At 73.9% G+C, this 15,994-nt stretch carries 12 protein-coding genes; 7 read left to right on the forward strand and 5 right to left on the reverse strand.

What is annotated here, in order from left to right:
- Positions 1-211 precede the first annotated feature (211 nt).
- A complete protein-coding gene (locus ACLJWH_RS23270) occupies positions 212-1,630 on the forward strand; it encodes a sugar porter family MFS transporter (RefSeq protein WP_411143665.1) in 1,419 nt (472 codons plus the stop codon).
- A 42-nt stretch (positions 1,631-1,672) separates the two neighbouring features.
- On the opposite strand, the gene ACLJWH_RS23275 is transcribed toward ACLJWH_RS23270, so the two are convergent.
- Entirely contained in the window at positions 1,673-2,881 is a 1,209-nt protein-coding gene (locus tag ACLJWH_RS23275) for a GlxA family transcriptional regulator (RefSeq protein ID WP_411143666.1), read from the reverse strand.
- Positions 2,882-2,951: 70 nt separating this feature from the next.
- Between ACLJWH_RS23275 and ACLJWH_RS23280 the strand changes: the two genes are divergently transcribed.
- Positions 2,952-3,356, forward strand: coding sequence for a cupin domain-containing protein (locus ACLJWH_RS23280; protein WP_411143667.1), 405 nt, complete (start codon positions 2,952-2,954; stop codon positions 3,354-3,356).
- 17 nt (positions 3,357-3,373) lie between these two features.
- On the opposite strand, the gene ACLJWH_RS23285 is transcribed toward ACLJWH_RS23280, so the two are convergent.
- Positions 3,374-4,360: an LLM class flavin-dependent oxidoreductase gene (locus tag ACLJWH_RS23285; protein ID WP_411143668.1), complete on the reverse strand. Its 987-nt coding sequence runs from the start codon at positions 4,358-4,360 to the stop codon at positions 3,374-3,376.
- 117 nt (positions 4,361-4,477) lie between these two features.
- Positions 4,478-5,947, reverse strand: coding sequence for a purine-cytosine permease family protein (locus tag ACLJWH_RS23290; RefSeq protein ID WP_411143669.1), 1,470 nt, complete (start codon positions 5,945-5,947; stop codon positions 4,478-4,480).
- Between the two features lie 323 nt (positions 5,948-6,270).
- On the opposite strand from ACLJWH_RS23290, the gene ftsY reads away from it, so the two are divergent.
- Positions 6,271-7,506 carry a signal recognition particle-docking protein FtsY gene (ftsY, locus tag ACLJWH_RS23295; RefSeq protein WP_411143670.1) on the forward strand — a complete coding sequence of 412 codons (1,236 nt, stop codon included), beginning with the start codon at positions 6,271-6,273 and terminating at the stop codon, positions 7,504-7,506.
- Between the two features lie 121 nt (positions 7,507-7,627).
- Here ftsY and ACLJWH_RS23300 read toward each other — a convergent pair whose 3' ends face one another.
- Positions 7,628-8,398 (reverse strand): maleylpyruvate isomerase family mycothiol-dependent enzyme, encoded by a 771-nt coding sequence (locus ACLJWH_RS23300; protein ID WP_411143671.1) that lies wholly within the window; start codon positions 8,396-8,398, stop codon positions 7,628-7,630.
- 98 nt (positions 8,399-8,496) lie between these two features.
- Entirely contained in the window at positions 8,497-9,165 is a 669-nt protein-coding gene (locus tag ACLJWH_RS23305; RefSeq protein WP_411143672.1) for a bifunctional DNA primase/polymerase, read from the reverse strand.
- Positions 9,166-9,645: 480 nt separating this feature from the next.
- Here ACLJWH_RS23305 and ACLJWH_RS23310 point away from each other — a divergent pair, with 480 nt between their 5' ends.
- The 4 genes from ACLJWH_RS23310 to ACLJWH_RS23325 all read left to right on the forward strand — a co-directional run bounded on the left by ACLJWH_RS23310 (position 9,646) and on the right by ACLJWH_RS23325 (position 15,931).
- Positions 9,646-11,139 (forward strand): hypothetical protein, encoded by a 1,494-nt coding sequence (locus ACLJWH_RS23310; RefSeq protein ID WP_411143673.1) that lies wholly within the window; start codon positions 9,646-9,648, stop codon positions 11,137-11,139.
- Between the two features lie 340 nt (positions 11,140-11,479).
- Positions 11,480-12,862 carry an ammonium transporter gene (locus ACLJWH_RS23315; protein WP_411143675.1) on the forward strand — a complete coding sequence of 461 codons (1,383 nt, stop codon included), beginning with the start codon at positions 11,480-11,482 and terminating at the stop codon, positions 12,860-12,862.
- A complete protein-coding gene (locus ACLJWH_RS23320; protein WP_411143676.1) occupies positions 12,859-13,197 on the forward strand; it encodes a P-II family nitrogen regulator in 339 nt (112 codons plus the stop codon). Before ACLJWH_RS23315 ends, ACLJWH_RS23320 begins: the two co-directional genes overlap by 4 nt.
- A gap of 265 nt (positions 13,198-13,462) precedes the next feature.
- Positions 13,463-15,931 carry a [protein-PII] uridylyltransferase gene (locus tag ACLJWH_RS23325; protein ID WP_411143773.1) on the forward strand — a complete coding sequence of 823 codons (2,469 nt, stop codon included), beginning with the start codon at positions 13,463-13,465 and terminating at the stop codon, positions 15,929-15,931.
- The last annotated feature ends 63 nt before the right edge of the window (positions 15,932-15,994 follow it).

Here is a 15,994-nt window from a genome sequence, read left to right on the forward strand (position 1 = left end):
GAAGTCCGTGAAGTCTGTTCAAGTTTTGAACAAAGGACCTTCTTGTTGATCCAATAAAGAAGTTCTCTCCGCCTATTGACTTCGAAACTTGAAGGCATAGTCTCGGCAGCGTTGTTTTTACCTTCAAGTGGTGGGTGTCCCCAACCTGTGCGCCACTGGAAGGGCCAGTCCACCTACGCCCGGCAGCGCAGCCGGGCCACTGGAGTACACGTTGACCAGCACCGCGCCGCCGACCGTTCCGGAGGGCCGCAAGGCCCAGCCGGATCACCTCGGCCATGTCATCTTCATCACGGCGGCCGCCGCCATGGGCGGTTTCCTCTTCGGCTATGACAGCTCCGTCATCAACGGCGCGGTGGAGGCGATCCGCAGCCGCTACGACGTCGGGTCGGCCGTTCTCGCCCAGGTGATCGCGATCGCGCTGATCGGCTGTGCCATCGGCGCCGCGACGGCCGGGCGGATCGCGGACCGTATCGGCCGTATCCGGGTGATGCAGATCGCCGCCGTGCTGTTCACCGTCAGCGCCGTCGGGTCGGCGCTGCCGTTCGCCCTCTGGGACCTGGCCATGTGGCGCGTCCTGGGCGGTATCGCCATCGGTATGGCCTCGGTGATCGGCCCGGCCTATATCGCCGAGGTCTCGCCCCCGGCCTACCGCGGCCGGCTCGGCTCCTTCCAGCAGGCCGCGATCGTCGTCGGTATCGCCATCTCCCAGCTCGTCAACTGGGGCATCCTCAACCTCGCCGGCGGCGACCAGCGCGGCACGCTCGGCGGTCTGGAAGCGTGGCAGTGGATGCTCGGCGTGATGGTCGTGCCGGCCATCCTCTACGGGCTGCTCTCCTTCGCGATTCCCGAGTCACCGCGGTTCCTGATCTCCGTCGGCAGGATCACCCGCGCCAAGGAGGTGCTCGCCGACGTCGAGGGCCGCACCGTCGATCTCGACGCCCGGGTCGTCGAGATCCAGGACGCCATGCGCCGTGAGCACAAGTCGACCTTCCGGGACCTGCTCGGCGGCAAGCGGGGCTTCCTGCCGATCGTCTGGGTCGGTATCGGGCTCTCCGTCTTCCAGCAGCTGGTAGGCATCAACGTCGCCTTCTACTACTCCTCGACGCTGTGGCAGTCCGTCGGCATCGACCCGAGCAGCTCGTTCCTCTACAGCTTCACGACCTCGATCATCAACATCATCGGCACCGTGATCGCGATGATCTTCGTCGACCGGATCGGCCGCCGACCGCTGGCCCTGATCGGCTCGGCCGGTATGGCCGTCGCCCTCGCCCTGGAAGCCTGGGCCTTCTCCGCCAAGACCGCGGCCGGCACGCTGCCGGCCACCGAAGGCGCCGTCGCCCTGATCGCCGCGCACGCCTTCGTCCTCTTCTTCGCCCTCTCGTGGGGTGTCGTGGTCTGGGTCTTCCTCGGCGAGATGTTCCCGAACCGGATCCGGGCCGCCGCCCTCGGCGTCGCCGCCTCCGCGCAGTGGATCGCCAACTGGGCCATCACGGCCAGCTTCCCGAGCCTGGCGGACTGGAACCTCTCGGGTACGTACCTCATCTACATGTTCTTCGCCCTGCTCTCGATCCCCTTCGTGCTGAAGTTCGTGAAGGAGACGAAGGGCAAGGCGTTGGAGGAGATGGGCTGACCCACCCCGCCCGCCTCTCTCCTCAGTGGGTACTGCCCCGGCTCATTCGGCGAGCCGGGGCAGTGCCTTGTCCGCGGTGGCGTCCGCGTTCTCGACCGCGTTCCCGACTGCGTTCCCGACTGCGTTCTCGTCCGTGCCCCGGCCCGTGTTTCCGCCCGCGCTCCGTGCCCCGGCGGTCCGCGCCGGTTCCTGCGAGGTGAGCCGGAACGCGCGGCGGTAGCGGGCGGGAGTGGTGTGCAGCGCCTGATGGAAGCGCCGGCGGAGGTTGGTGGCGGAGGACAGCCCGACGCGCAGAGCGACCGCCTCCACGGGCAGATCGGTCTCCTCCAGGAGCGTCCGGGCCGCGCCGATCCGGAGCCCGAGCAGCCACTGGCCGGGGCTGGTGCCCAGCTGGTCGGCGAACCGGCGGGCGAGGGTGCGTGACGAGATCCGCAGCCGCGCCGCCATGTCCTCGACCGTGACCGGCTCGGCCAGCCGCTCGCTCACCCAGCCCAGCAGCGGGGCGAGCGACTGCGCCATCCGCGCCCCGTCCGTACGGTCCGCCGAGAGCGGCGCCGCGTACTGGGCCTGGCCCCCTTCGCGATGCGGCGGCATCACCATGTGGCGGGCGATCCCCGCGGCATGGGCCGCGCCGTGGTCGCCGCGTACCAGGTGGAGACAGAGATCGACACCGGCCGCCGCCCCGGCGCTGGTCGCGAGGTCGCCGTGGTCGATGTACAGCACATCGGCGTCCACCTCGACGCGGGGGAACCGGGCCGCCAGGTCGGCGGCCCGGCTCCAGTGCGTGGTCGCCCGGCGGCCGTCCAGCAGCCCGGTCTGCGCCAGTGCGAACGCGCCGGAACAGATGCTGACCAGCCGGACGCCCCGCCGGTGCGCGTGCCGCAGCGCCCGGTGGACGGCGGGGTCCAGCGGCGCGTCGTCCGGGGTCCAGCCCGGGATGACGACGGTGTCCGCGGTGTCCAGGGCCGCCAGCCCCTCGGTGACCAGCATGTCGTAGCCCGCCGTCGTACGGACCGGCCCCGGACGCGGCGCGCAGACCCGGAAGTCGTAGTAGGCGGGCAGGGCGGGGCGGCGGGTGCCGAACACCTCGGCGGCCAGGCCGAGTTCGAAGGTGGACTGGGGCGCGTGCACCAGCGCGACGACCTGGTGCCGTCGGGGTGGTGGCGGGCCGGCCGCCGCGGGCCGGGCGGCGGGCCCGTGCGCGGACGCCGGGCCGGGGACGAGCGCGGATACGGCGGGGTCGGCAGGCATGGCAGAAAAGTACCCGAGGACGTCTTTTCTGACACTGGGGGAGCGCGGCACGCCGGGCCAGGGTGGAGACATGAGCGAGCAGACACAGCAGCGGAAGCAGACGCAGGCACCGGAGCGGGATCGGGGGACGGACGGGCGGAGCGCGCCCGGGGTGGGCGGGACGGCCGGGTACGTGTGGACCGCGGTGGGCGACGCCCCCGTGCGGGAAGTGTTTCCCGGGATCCGGGTCCGGCCGCTGTGGACCGGGGACAACGGCGCGTCGGCCCAGGTCCTGGAAATGGACCCGGGCAGCTGCTGGGAGGGCATCGATGTGCACGCGCCCGGTCCCGAGGAGGTCTTCGTGGTCGCGGGCACCTTCAACGACGGGGACCGGGACCACCCGGCGGGCACCTTCCTGCACGCGCCGGCCGGGTCCTGGCACGTCCCGCAGACGACCGAGGGCTGCACCCTGTTCGTCTTCTATCCGGAGGGCTGAGCCGGCCCGCCCCGCCGTCAGTCCGCGAGGCGGGGCAGCACCCGCTCGGCGAACAGGTGCAGCGAGCGCCAGCCCTCGTCGACGGGCATCCCGCCGCAGAGCGGATGCAGGATCAGCGAGCCCCGCGGCCCCGCCTCCGCCGCCAGCCGCAGGCACTCGTCCGGGGTGACGACGCGGTAGACGCCCTCCGTGCGCAGCGCCTCGGCGTCCTCGGCGGCGGAGTGCACCGCGGAGCGGCTGCCGGGGGTCTGCCAGGACGCGTAGGTGCGCGCCTCGTGCAGCAGATGTCCGCCGTACTCGGCCCAGGTGCGGTCCGGGTCCTCGGACAGATGCAGCAGACAGGTGCGCTCGGGCGGCAGCAGCACCCAGCCGTCGGTGCCGTGCGCGGCGCGCTGCGCGTCGTAGTACGCCGCCAGCTCCGGCAGATGGGCGCTGGGGAAGAGGGGCAGCCCCAGCCGCGCGGCGCGCCGGGCCGCGGCCCGTGAGCTGCCGCCGATCAGCAGCGGCGGATGCGGCCGGGTGTACGGGCGCGGGGTGACGCGGACCGTACGGCCCCGGTAGTCGAACGGTTCGCCCGTCCAGGCGGCCAGCAGGGTCCGGAGCACCTCGTCCTGGAGCGCGCCGCGGCCCTCCCAGTCCCGGCCGTGCGCCGCGTACTCCTGCGGCCGGTAGCCGAGGCCGGCGACGGTCACCAGGCGGCCGCCGCTGAGGAGATCGAGCACGGCGATGTCCTCGGCCAGCCGCAGCGGATCGTGCAGCGGGGTGATCAGCGCCGAGACGGTGACGCCGATGCGGCGGGTGGCGCCGAAGACGGCGCCCGCGAAGGCGAGCGGGGAGGGCAGCCAGCCGTTGGCGGTGGCGTGGTGCTCCTCGGTCTGGACCGTGGTCAGGCCGCGGTCGTCGGCGAAGGCCGCCATCTCGACGGCGGCCCGGTAGCGCGCGGAGAGGGTGTCGGGGGTGGGTGCGGGGTCGACGAGGTTGAGGCGCAGGACCGTGACGGGCATGGCGGACGTCCCCTTCGCCGGGGTGGTGGGCGAAGGGGACGTTAGCTGACGTTGCGTCAGATCTCTAGCGGGCGGCGGGATCCGTCGGCGCGGTCCGGTGGGGGACCGGTGCGGCGGTCAGCCGACCGGGGCCGGCTGCGGGGCCGCGGCCGGCCGGCCGGTGGCGGGATCGGTCTCCCGGGGTGTCGGCAGCACCGCGAAGATCACCGCGGCGATCAGGATCGTGGCCGCCCAGCCCAGGCCGTTCCGGCCGACCCAGGTGGTGGCCAGCGGGCCGGTGAACCACTGGACCTTGGTGAAGCACAGACCCGCGGCGAGCGCGACCGCCCACGCCGTCATGGCCTGCCAGCAGAAGCCGCCGGTGTACCAGTAGCGGCTGCCGCGGCCGGTGTTCATCAGGCTGTCCGCGTCATAGCGGACGGCCATCCGCCGCCGCCGGGCCATATCGACGCCGTAGACGCCGATCCAGGCGGAGAAGGAGACCGCGAGCAGCGTCAGGAAGGTGATGAACTGGCCGATGAAGTCCTTGGCCACCAGCATCATGAACAGCCCGCCGACGAGGCTGATGGCGGCGTTGATGCTGACCGCCAGGGCGCGCGGCAGCTTGACGCCCATCGTCTGGGCGGTGAAGCCCGCCGAGTACATCGAGAGGCTGTTGATCAGCACCATCCCGACCAGCGCGGTGATCAGGTACGGCACCGCCAGCCAGATCGGCAGGGCGCCGCCCAGGAACGACATCGGGTCGGTGTTCCCGGCCGCCAGCGCCGGCTCGGACACCGCCAGCACACCGCCCATCAGCACCATCGGCACCAGCACCAGGGCCGCGCCGGAGACGGTCGTGCCGACGATCTTGCGGCCGGACGCGGAGTGCGGAAGGTAGCGGGTGAAGTCGGGGCCGGTGGGCACCCAGCTGATGCCGCCGGCCGCGATCGTGCCGATGCCCGCGATCACCATCGCGGTGGTACCGGCCTTCTTGGCGAAGACCGCGTGCCAGTCCAAGGTGGCGACCAGGTAGACGAGCACCATGATGCTGAACAGGCCGAACAGATACGTCGAGTACTTGTTGCAGACGTTCAGCGCCTTGCGCCCCAGACCGCTCACCAGGAACGTGCAGGCCACGAAGGCGAGCAGGGTGACCACGACCAGGACGTTGTTGCTCTTGACGCCGAACAGCAGGTTCAGCACGGTCAGCACGGCGTACGCACCGGTGACCGCGTTGATCGTCTCCCAGCCGAAGCGGGCGACCCACAGGATCGCGCCGGGGAAGTAGTTGCCGCGGACCCCGAAGGCGGCCCGGGAGAGCAGCGCGCCGGGCGCACCGCCCCACTTCCCGGACACCGACAGCACGCCGACCATCCCGAAGGCGATGGTGGCGGCGATGGCCGCCACCAGCAGGACCTGCCAGAAGTTCAGCCCGTTGGTGACCACCAGCGCCGCACCCATGGTGAGCAACAACACGCTGATGTTGGCGGCGACCCAGGTGGGGAAGAGCTCGCGGACGCGGCCCTGACGTTCGTGGTCGGGAACCGGCTCGATGCCTCGGGTCTCGACGGCGCCGTCGGTTTCAGGAGCGGACGTGGTGCCCATGGTGCAGGTGTCTCCGTGCGCGGGGGTCTGGGAGGCACCCCCGGGAGGGAGGTGCAGGCAGCGGCTGTGGTGCCTGGCCAGAGTGGATGCCAGGACTCTACGCGCGTTGCGTGGCCGTCCACCATCGTACTTTGATCCAACTTCTTCCTGTACGTCCGGTTGGATCCCTCAACGAGGGTACGTCCCTTCCGTCCTCGTCGAAGGGTCCAGAGGAGGCCCCGTCCGGCGGTCCGCAGGGGGCCGGAGCCGCGGCAGGACGCCGTATCTCCGGGTTCGGCGCGTGCGGCCTGCCGCGGCGGTGCGTGACGGATACTGGACGGGTTATGGAATTCGTCATCCTTGCTGTAGTCATCGCCGTGGTCGTGCTCGGCGCGATCAGCGGGCTCGTCGTCAGCGGCCGCAAGAAGAAGCAGCTGCCGCCGTCCCCGCCGGCCACCCCGTCAGTTACCGCGCCCCCCGCCGAACCGCAGGTCGGTGAGGAGGCCGAGACCCCCCGCGACGAAGCCCGTCGCACCATCGAAGAAGTCGGGCTGCCGACCGCCGAGGCCCCCGAGGCCGCGGCACCGGTCGCCGAGCCCGAGGCGCCCGCGGCGCCCCCCGTGCCGGAGATCGAGGTCCCCGAGCCGGCCGCCGGCCGGCTGGTCCGGCTGCGCGCCCGGCTCTCCCGCTCGCAGAACTCCCTCGGCAAGGGCCTGCTGACCCTGCTCTCCCGCGAACACCTCGACGAGGACACCTGGGAGGAGATCGAGGACACTCTGCTGACCGCCGATGTCGGCGTCGCCCCCACCCAGGAACTGGTCGACCGGTTGCGCGAGCGCGTCAAGGTCCTCGGCACCCGTACGCCCGAGGGCCTGCGCGAGCTGCTGCGCGAGGAACTGCTCACCCTGATCGGCACCGACGCCGACCGCTCCGTGCACACCGGCAACGGCCTGGGCAAGGACGGCCAGGAGATCCCGGGCGTCGTCATGGTCGTCGGCGTCAACGGCACCGGCAAGACCACGACCACCGGCAAGCTCGCCCGGGTGCTGGTCGCCGACGGCAAGTCCGTCGTGCTGGGCGCGGCCGACACCTTCCGTGCCGCCGCCGCCGACCAGTTGCAGACCTGGGGCGAGCGGGTCGGCGCCCGGACGGTCCGCGGGCCCGAGGGCGGCGACCCCGCCTCCATCGCCTTCGACGCCGTGAAGGAAGGCATCGCCGAGACCGCTGATGTCGTCCTCATCGACACCGCGGGCCGGCTGCACACCAAGACCGGGCTGATGGACGAGCTCGGCAAGGTCAAGCGGGTCGTCGAGAAGCACGGCCCGGTCGGCGAGGTGCTGCTGGTCCTGGATGCCACCACCGGCCAGAACGGTCTGGTGCAGGCGCGGGTGTTCGCCGAGGTCGTGGACATCACCGGCGTGGTGCTGACCAAGCTGGACGGCACCGCCAAGGGCGGCATCATCGTCGCCGTCCAGCGCGAGCTGGGCGTGCCGGTCAAGCTGGTCGGCCTGGGCGAGGGCGCCGACGACCTGGCACCGTTCGAGCCCGAGGCGTTCGTCGACGCCCTGATCGGCGACTGACCCGCCGGGGCCACCGCGCCCCGCCCGTCACCGGCCCCCGGTACCCGCCGCCAGCGGGAGCCGGGGGCCGATGCTGTGCCACGCGGCGGGCGACGGGCCCAGCGGTGTCGGTCCGGGGGTGTCAGGCCGGCGACGGCCAGGCGATCAGCTCCTCGACCGGCGCGCGGTCACCGTCGACGCGTATGCCGTCCAGGGTGCGGCGGCCGTACAGCGTCAGCAGGAGATCGCTCGCCGGGCCGTACACGGCGGCGGTGGGCGCCGGCGCCGCGGTGGCGGGCCCGGACATGCCGGAGATGACGGCCCCCTCGGCGGTCAGGCCGACACTCCAGGACGGGCCCTCCGCCGTGTACCAGGCGACCCGGGCGGGCCGGTGCGGCCACCGGCCCGCGGTGCCGAACGACACGGCGAGGAACTCGGCGACGCCGTCCACGGCCACCGCCTCCGGGAGCGGCCGCGGCCGCCCGGCGGCCGCCTGGGCGTCGTACGCGTGCACCGCCGCCTCCTGCACCTGGTGACGGGCGACCGCCCCCGCGGTGAGCGGCACGCCGGACGCGCCCCACCAGGCCCAGCAGCCCCGCTCCGGCCCGGCCTCCCGCAGCGCGGTCAGCAGCCGGCCGGTTCCCTCGGCCGACCAGGCGAGGAGGGCGTCACGTGGGGCGGCGGAGCCGGCGGCCTCGTCTGCCGGGGGACGGGTGGCGGGGCCCGCGGCCACCACGGCGGCCCAGAAGCGCTGGACCTTGCCGACATGCGCGACGAGGTCGAAGAGCGACCAGCCGGGGCAGCCGGGCACCCGGGCGTCGAGCCCGGTGGCGCCCGCGACGGCGGTGCGCAGCGCGGCGGAGCGGCCCGCCACGAGGGCGAGGAGGCCGGAGAAGGGCGGCGTGGTGGTCATGAGCGCGTGGTGGTCGGGGACATGGCCGAGTTGTAGCAGTGGCCACTGACAACGCCGCCGGCGCTCGCCCCCGGCCGTCGCCGCGCCGTGCGCCGCCGTCAGGCCGCGGAGCGGTGGCAGGCGTACGCGAGGGTGCCCAGCAGCAGGCGGGCCTGCGGCGGGCGGCCCGCGGTGTCCAGCGTCGGGGGGCGCAGCCAGCGCATCGGGCCGTGGCCGCCGAGGTCGGACGGGGGTGCGGTGATGTGGTCGCCGGCGCCCAGCGGGCGCAGGTCGAGACGGGCGTCGTCCCAGCCTGTCCGGTAGAGCAGGCCGGGCAGGCCGGCGGCCGCGCCGGGGGCGACGAAGAACAGCGCGCGGCCGGTCGGGGTGGCGGCCACCGGGCCGAGCGGCAGCCCCATCCGCTCCAGGCGCGCCAGGGCGCCGCGGCCCGCGGGCCCCGGTACGTCGAGGATGTCGAACGACCGGCCCACCGGCAGCAGCACCGCCGCGCCCGGGGTCCGTGCCCACGCCGCGGCGGCCTCCTCCAGCGTCGCGCCGGCCGCCAGCTCCCGGCCGGCGGCCAGTGGGTGGGCGCCGGGGGCGGCGCAGCCGGCGGCGCCGCACGAGCAGTCCGGGCGGCCGCTGCCGCCGCGGACCGCGCGGGCGCCGGGGGCGACGTCCCAGCCCCACAGCCCGGTGTACTCCGCCACCGCCGTGCTCGCGGCCGGGCGGACACGGCGCCGCGAGCCGGTCCGGATCTCCCGCATACCGGCGATCGTGAAGCCCATGCCCCCTCCAACGGGTGATGCGTGCCTGTGATGACGGGCCGGTGCCGGTGGGCCGGCGAGGCGGGGTGACGCTCCGTCGCCGGACCACGGGGCCGATGGTGCGCGCGTGGTGCGCCGGGTGGTGCGGTGCGGAGCATGCGCCCTCACGCACTGCACTCCGCCCGGCCCTTCTCGACCCGTTTCGACCGGTGTCAAGTCAATCGCGTGGAGCGGCCCGGGAGTTCACGCGAAGGGGTGGCGAATGGTGGCGTTTGCGCGACCCGCCTCGCGACCGGCGTGATCGTACGATTACTTTCGGTGCGTGAACCCTCAAGGGGCAACGTTCGCACGGGTATGCCAGCGGCAACGCGCCCGTCGTGCGGCGCCCGGAGGTGTGGCCGGAACCCGTGCTCGGGTAGGGCTACCGCGCACAGGCGCCGCAACAGGCGGCATCCTGTGGGTGGTTCGCAACGAGGCGACGATCGGGATGGGGGTACTCCAGTGGGCGGCAACGGCACCGCGGACTCCGGTGGCGCGGGTGGCAGCGAGACCGCCAAGCGCCCCAACGCACAACTGGGTTCGTGGTTCGTGCGCAGCGGCTGGTCCAAGGGTGAGCTGGCGCGGCAGGTCAACCGCCGGGCCCGCCAGATGGGCGCCCACCACATCAGCACCGACACCTCGCGGGTACGCCGCTGGCTGGACGGCGAACAGCCGCGCGAGCCCATTCCGCGGATCCTGTCCGAGCTGTTCTCGGAGCGCTTCGGCTGCGTCGTCGGCGTCGAGGAGCTGGGACTGCGCAGCGCCCACCGCTCCCCGTCCGTCTCCGGGGTGGACCTGCCCTGGGCCGGGCCCCAAACGGTCAGCCTGATCAGCGAGTTCTCCCGCAGCGACCTGATGCTGGCACGCCGCGGCTTCCTCGGCACCTCGCTGACGCTGGCCGCCGGGCCCACCCTCATCGAGCCGATGCAGCGCTGGCTGGTGCCGGTGCCCGCCGCGCCGGGCGGCGGGGAGCCGCACCAGGACCGCGCCAAGCGGCCCTCCCGGCTCTCCGGGCCGGAGCTGGAACTGCTGGAGTCGACCACCGCGATGTTCCGGCAGTGGGACGCGCAGTGCGGCGGCGGACTGCGCCGCAAGGCAGTGGTCGGCCAATTGCACGAGGTCACCGACCTCCTCCAGGAGCCGCAGCCCGCGGACGCCGCCAGGCGGCTGTTCCGGGTCGCCGCCGAGCTCGCCGAACTGGCCGGCTGGATGAGCTACGACATCGGGCTCCAGCCCACCGCCCAGAAGTACTTCGTCCTCGCGCTGCACGCCGCCAAGGAGGCCGGCGACCGCCCCCTGGGCTCGTACGTCCTCTCCAGCATGAGCCGGCAGATGATCCACCTCGGCCGGCCGGACGACGCGCTGGAACTGATCCATCTCGCGCAGTACGGCAGCCGCGAGACGGCCACCGCCCGCACCCAGGCCATGCTGTATGCGATGGAGGCGCGCGCGTACGCCGGGATGGGCCAGCCGAGCAAGGTCAAGCGGGCGGTGCGGATGGCCGAGGACACCTTCTCCGACGTGCTGCCCGGCGAGCCCGAGCCGGACTGGATCCGGTTCTTCTCCGAGGCCGAACTGAACGCCGAGAACGCCCACTCCTACCGCGATCTCGCCTATGTCGCGGGCCGCAGCCCCACCTACGCCTCGCTCGCCGAACCCGTCATGGCGCGCGCGGTGGAGCTCTTCGGCGAGGACCCCGAACACCAGCGGTCCTACGCGCTCAACCTCATCGGGATGGCCACCGTGCATCTGCTGCAAAAGGAGCCGGAGCGCGGTGCGGCGCTGGTGCAGGAGGCGATCCCGTTCGCCCAGAAGGTCCGCTCGGAACGGGTCAACACCCGGCTGCGCAAGACCGTCGACACCGCGCTGCGCGAGTTCGAAGACGTCGCCGAGGTGGTCCGGCTGAGCGACGAACTCTGCCGTCAGCTGCCGGAGACCGCGGCGGAGGCCGTCTGACGGCACACCCCCGAACACCGGCCGCGGCCACCACCCCGGACAGCCCGACTCGGCTCCCCCATGCCAGGTCACCCGGGTGACGGCCGCGGCCGGGCTGTCGTCCCGCGCCGTGGTGGGGCCGCCCGCCGCGGGATTGCGCCGTTGGGGCTGTCAGGGGGCCGGACTCCGTGCGGCGCGCCGCACGCGGAGTTCACCGGGGCGTAACACTGGCGAAGGCTTCGTCACCGCGGTGAAACACCGGCGGGTTTCGGCCGAAATGGTGCTGGGACACCCTCATGGCGACAGCCGGCCCACCCGCGATCGCACCCGTACGGGCCGCATCGACGACGAGGAGACGCCGATGGCCCCAGGCAGCATGACGACCGCAGCGGACCTCGCGGCGCAGCGGATCTCCCTGAGCCCGGCCAACACCGGGTTCGTGCTGATCTGCTCCGCACTGGTGATGATCATGACCCCCGGGCTCGCCTTCTTCTACGGCGGCATGGTCCGGGTCAAGAGCGTGCTCAACATGCTGATGATGAGCTTCATCAGCCTGGGCATCGTCACGACCCTGTGGGTCCTGTACGGCTTCGGGCTCGCCTTCGGCACCGACCGCGGCGGTTTCATCGGCTGGCAGGGCCGCTTCGCCGGCCTCAGCGGTATCGGCCTGACCGAGCTGTGGGGCACCAGCACCGTCCCCGTCCACGTCTTCGCGGTCTTCCAGCTGATGTTCGCGGTCATCACGCCCGCGCTGATCAGCGGTGCGCTCGCGGACCGGGTGAAGTTCACCGCCTGGGCGCTGTTCATCGCGCTGTGGGTCACCCTTGTCTACTTCCCCGTCGCCCACTGGGTGTGGGCCGCGGGCGGCTGGCTCTCCGGCCTGGGCGTCATCGACTTCGCCGGCGGCACGGCCGTCCACATCAACGCCGGTGCCGCGGCGCTCGGCGTGCTCCTCGTCGTCGGCAGACGTATCGGCTTCACGAAGGACCCGATGCGGCCGCACAGCCTGCCCCTGGTGATGCTCGGCGCCGGTCTGCTGTGGTTCGGCTGGTTCGGCTTCAACGCCGGCTCCTGGCTCGGCAACGACGACGGTGTCGGCGCGGTCGCCTTCGTCAACACCCAGGCCGCCACCGCCGCCGCGATGCTCGGCTGGCTCGCGTACGAACGGATCCGGCACGGCTCGTTCACCACGCTCGGCGCCGCCTCCGGCGCGGTCGCCGGACTCGTCGCGATCACCCCGGCCTGCGGCGCGGTCAGCCCGCTGGGCGCCCTCGCGATCGGTGTGATCGCCGGGGTGCTGTGCGCGGCGGCCGTCGGCCTGAAGTACCGGTTCGGCTACGACGACTCGCTCGACGTCATCGGCGTCCACCTCGTCGGCGGGATCGCGGGCTCGTTGCTGGTCGGCCTGTTCGCCACCGGCGGCGTACAGAGCGACGCCAGGGGCCTCTTGTACGGCGGCGGTTTCGCGCAGCTCGGCAAGCAGACGGTCGGTGTGGTCTGCGTGCTGCTGTACTCCCTGGCCGCCTCCTTCGTCCTCGCCAAGGTCATCGACCTGGTGCTGGGCTTCCGGGTCGGCGAGGACGAGGAGCTCACCGGCGTCGACCAGAGCGCACACGCCGAGACGGCATACGACTTCACCGGGGCGGGCGGTGGCACGGTGGCCCGTACGGCCCCGGCACCGGGTGCGGCCGCCGCATCCCACGCGGCCACGGCGCCGGGCACGACGAGAAGGGTGAACGGGTGAAGCTCATCACGGCAGTGATCAAACCGCACCGGCTGGACGAGGTGAAGGAGGCATTGCAGGCGTTCGGCGTACACGGCCTGACCGTCACCGAGGCCAGCGGCTACGGCAGGCAGCACGGGCACACGGAGGTGTACCGGGGCGCCGAGTACACCGTGGACCTGGTGCCCAAGATCCGCATCGAGGTGCTGGTGTCGGACGTGGACGCCGCGCGGGTGGTGGAGGTCGTCGTCCAGGCGGCCCGCACCGGCAAGATCGGCGACGGGAAGGTGTGGAGCGTCCCCGTCGACGAAGCGGTGCGGGTGCGGACCGGCGAGCGGGGGCCCGACGCGCTGTGACGGCGGCGCGGTCCGCGGCGGCCGCGGCGGTCCCGGCGGTGCGGCGGGGCGCCGGGAAACCGCCCCGCCGCACCGGGCGCGCGGGACGCCCGTGCGGCGGACGGCCGCCCCCGCCGCCGCGGCCCAGACCGAAACCCGGGGGCGACAGTGCCGGGGACAACACGACCGAGGAGCACCCGAGTTGACCGACAGCGCCGAGGACATCAAGGAAACCGGGGACGCCGGGGACGCCGGGGACGCCGCGGACACGGCGGAACCGGACCGCCTGCCGGGTGAGCACACCACCCCGGGGACCGGCCCCGCGCCCGCCCCCGACGGCGGCTATGCCGCGGCCCGGCTGCGGCTCCTCCAGGACGCCGCACCGGCGGGCCCGGCCCGCCGCGCCGCCCTCGCCCGGCTGACCGACGACTGGCTCGCCGCCCTGCTGACCGGCGCCGCCGCCGAGACCGGCGTACCCGGCGTCGCCCTCGTCGCCGTCGGCGGCTACGGCCGCGGCGAACTCTCCCCGCGCAGCGACCTCGACCTCCTGCTGCTGCACGACGGCCGGGCCGCCGCCGGCGCCCTCGCCGCGCTCGCCGACCGCCTCTGGTACCCCGTCTGGGACCTCGGCCTGGACCTCGACCACGCCGTCCGCACCCCCGCCGAGGCCCGCAAGGTCGGCCGCGCGGACCTCAAGGTGCAACTGGGTCTGCTCGACGCCCGCCACCTGGCCGGCGACCCGGCGCTCACCGCCGCCCTGCGGACCACCGCCTACGCCGACTGGCGCGCGAGCGCCCCCGCCCGGCTGCCCGAACTCCACGACCTGTGCCGGGAACGCGCCGGCCGGCAGGGCGAGCTCCAGTACCTCCTCGAACCGGACCTCAAGGAGGCCAGGGGAGGGCTGCGGGACGCCACCGCGCTGCGCGCGGTCGCCGCCTCCTGGCTCGCCGACGCCCCGCGCGGCGGCCTGGAAACCGCCCGCGCCCGGCTGCTCGACACCCGGGACGCACTGCACCTCGTCACCGGCCGCGCCACCGACCGGCTCGCCCTCCAGGAACAGGACCAGGTCGCCCACGTCCTCGGCATGCTGGACGCCGACGTCCTGCTGCGGCAGACCTACGAATCCGCCCGCACCATCTCGTACGCCACCGACGTCACCTGGCGTGAGGTCGCCCGGGTGCTGCGGGCCCGCTCCGGCAGACCGGTGCTGCGCGGGCTGCTGCACGGCCGCGGTGCGGGCCGGCTGCCGCTCGCCGAGGGCGTCGTCGTGCACGACGACGAGGCGGTGCTGGCCCGCACCGCGCGCCCCGAACGGGACCCGGTACTGGTGCTGCGCGCCGCAGCCGCCGCCGCACGGGCCGGACTGCCGCTCGCGATGCACACGATCCGCCGGTGCGGCCGGGCCATGGCCGCCCACCCGCTGCCCGTGCCCTGGCCCGCCGAGGCCCGCGAACAGCTGGTGACCCTGCTCGGCGCGGGCCCGCACACCGTGCCCGTATGGGAGTCCCTGGAGGCCGAGGGCATCGTGACGCGGCTGCTGCCCGACTGGGAACGCGTCCGCTGCCGGCCGCAGCGCAACCCCGTACACACCTGGACCGTGGACCGCCACCTGGTCGAGACCGCCGTCCGGGCCGCCGCCCTGACCCGCCGGGTGCACCGCCCCGACCTGCTGCTGATCGCCGCCCTGCTGCACGACATCGGCAAGGGCTGGCCCGGCGACCACGCGGTGGCCGGCGAGACCATCGCCCGCGACGTGGCGGCCCGGCTCGGCCTCGACGCCCGCGACGCCACGGTGATCGCCACCCTCGTCCGGCACCACCTGCTGCTCACCGAGACCGCCACCCGCCGCGACCTGGACGACCCGGCGACGGTCGCCGCGGTCGCCGAGGCCGTCGGCACCACCGGCACCCTGGAACTGCTGCACGCCCTGACCGAGGCCGACGCCCTCGCCACCGGGCCCGCCGCCTGGAGCGCCTGGCGCGCCGGGCTCGTCGCCGATCTGGCCGACCGCGTCGCCGCCCACCTGGCGGGCCGGGACCGGCCCGCCCGCGCCGCGGCCGGGCCGACGCCGGAGCAGGAGCGGCTGGCCGTCGTGGCACGGCGCACCGGCGGGCCCGTACTGGCCCTGCACACCCCCGCCGGCTCCTCGGCCGCGACGGCACCCCGCACCCCCGGCGCCGCCCCGGAACCCGTCGGCGTCGAACTGCTCATCGCCGTCCCCGACCAGCCGGGCGTACTGCCCGCCGCGGCCGGCGTACTGGCCCTGCACCGCCTCACCGTGCACGCCGCCGACCTGCGCACCCTCGACCCGGCCGGTGACGGCCCGGTCCTGCTGCTGCGCTGGCGGGTGGCCGCCGAATACGGCGCGCTGCCGGAGGCCGACCGGCTGCGCGCGGATCTGGTGCGCGCCCTGGACGGCTCCCTCGACATCCCCGCCCGCCTCGCGGAGCGCGAGCGCGCCTACGCCCGGCACCAGCACGCGGCCCTCCTCGCCCCGCCGCCCACCGTCACCGTCGCCCCCGGCGGCTCCCGCGCCGCCACCGTGATCGAGGTCCGCGCCCAGGACGCCCACGGTCTGCTGCACCGCATCGGCCGCGCCCTGGAGGCGGCCAAGGTCACCGTCCGCAGCGCGCACATCAGCACCCTGGGGGCGAACGCGGTGGACGCCTTCTACGTGACCGACACCGCGGGCGCCCCGCTGACCGCCGAGCGGGCCGCGGCCGTCGCCCGCGACGTACAGGGCGCCCTGGAGTGACCCGCGCCACCTCGCCCGCGCCCGCCCGGCCGTCCCGGTACCGGCGGTCCGCGGTGGCTTGCC

Origin of the sequence: Streptomyces sp. x-80, from assembly GCF_046549095.1 — a bacterium.
Lineage (GTDB): Bacteria > Actinomycetota > Actinomycetes > Streptomycetales > Streptomycetaceae > Streptomyces > Streptomyces celluloflavus.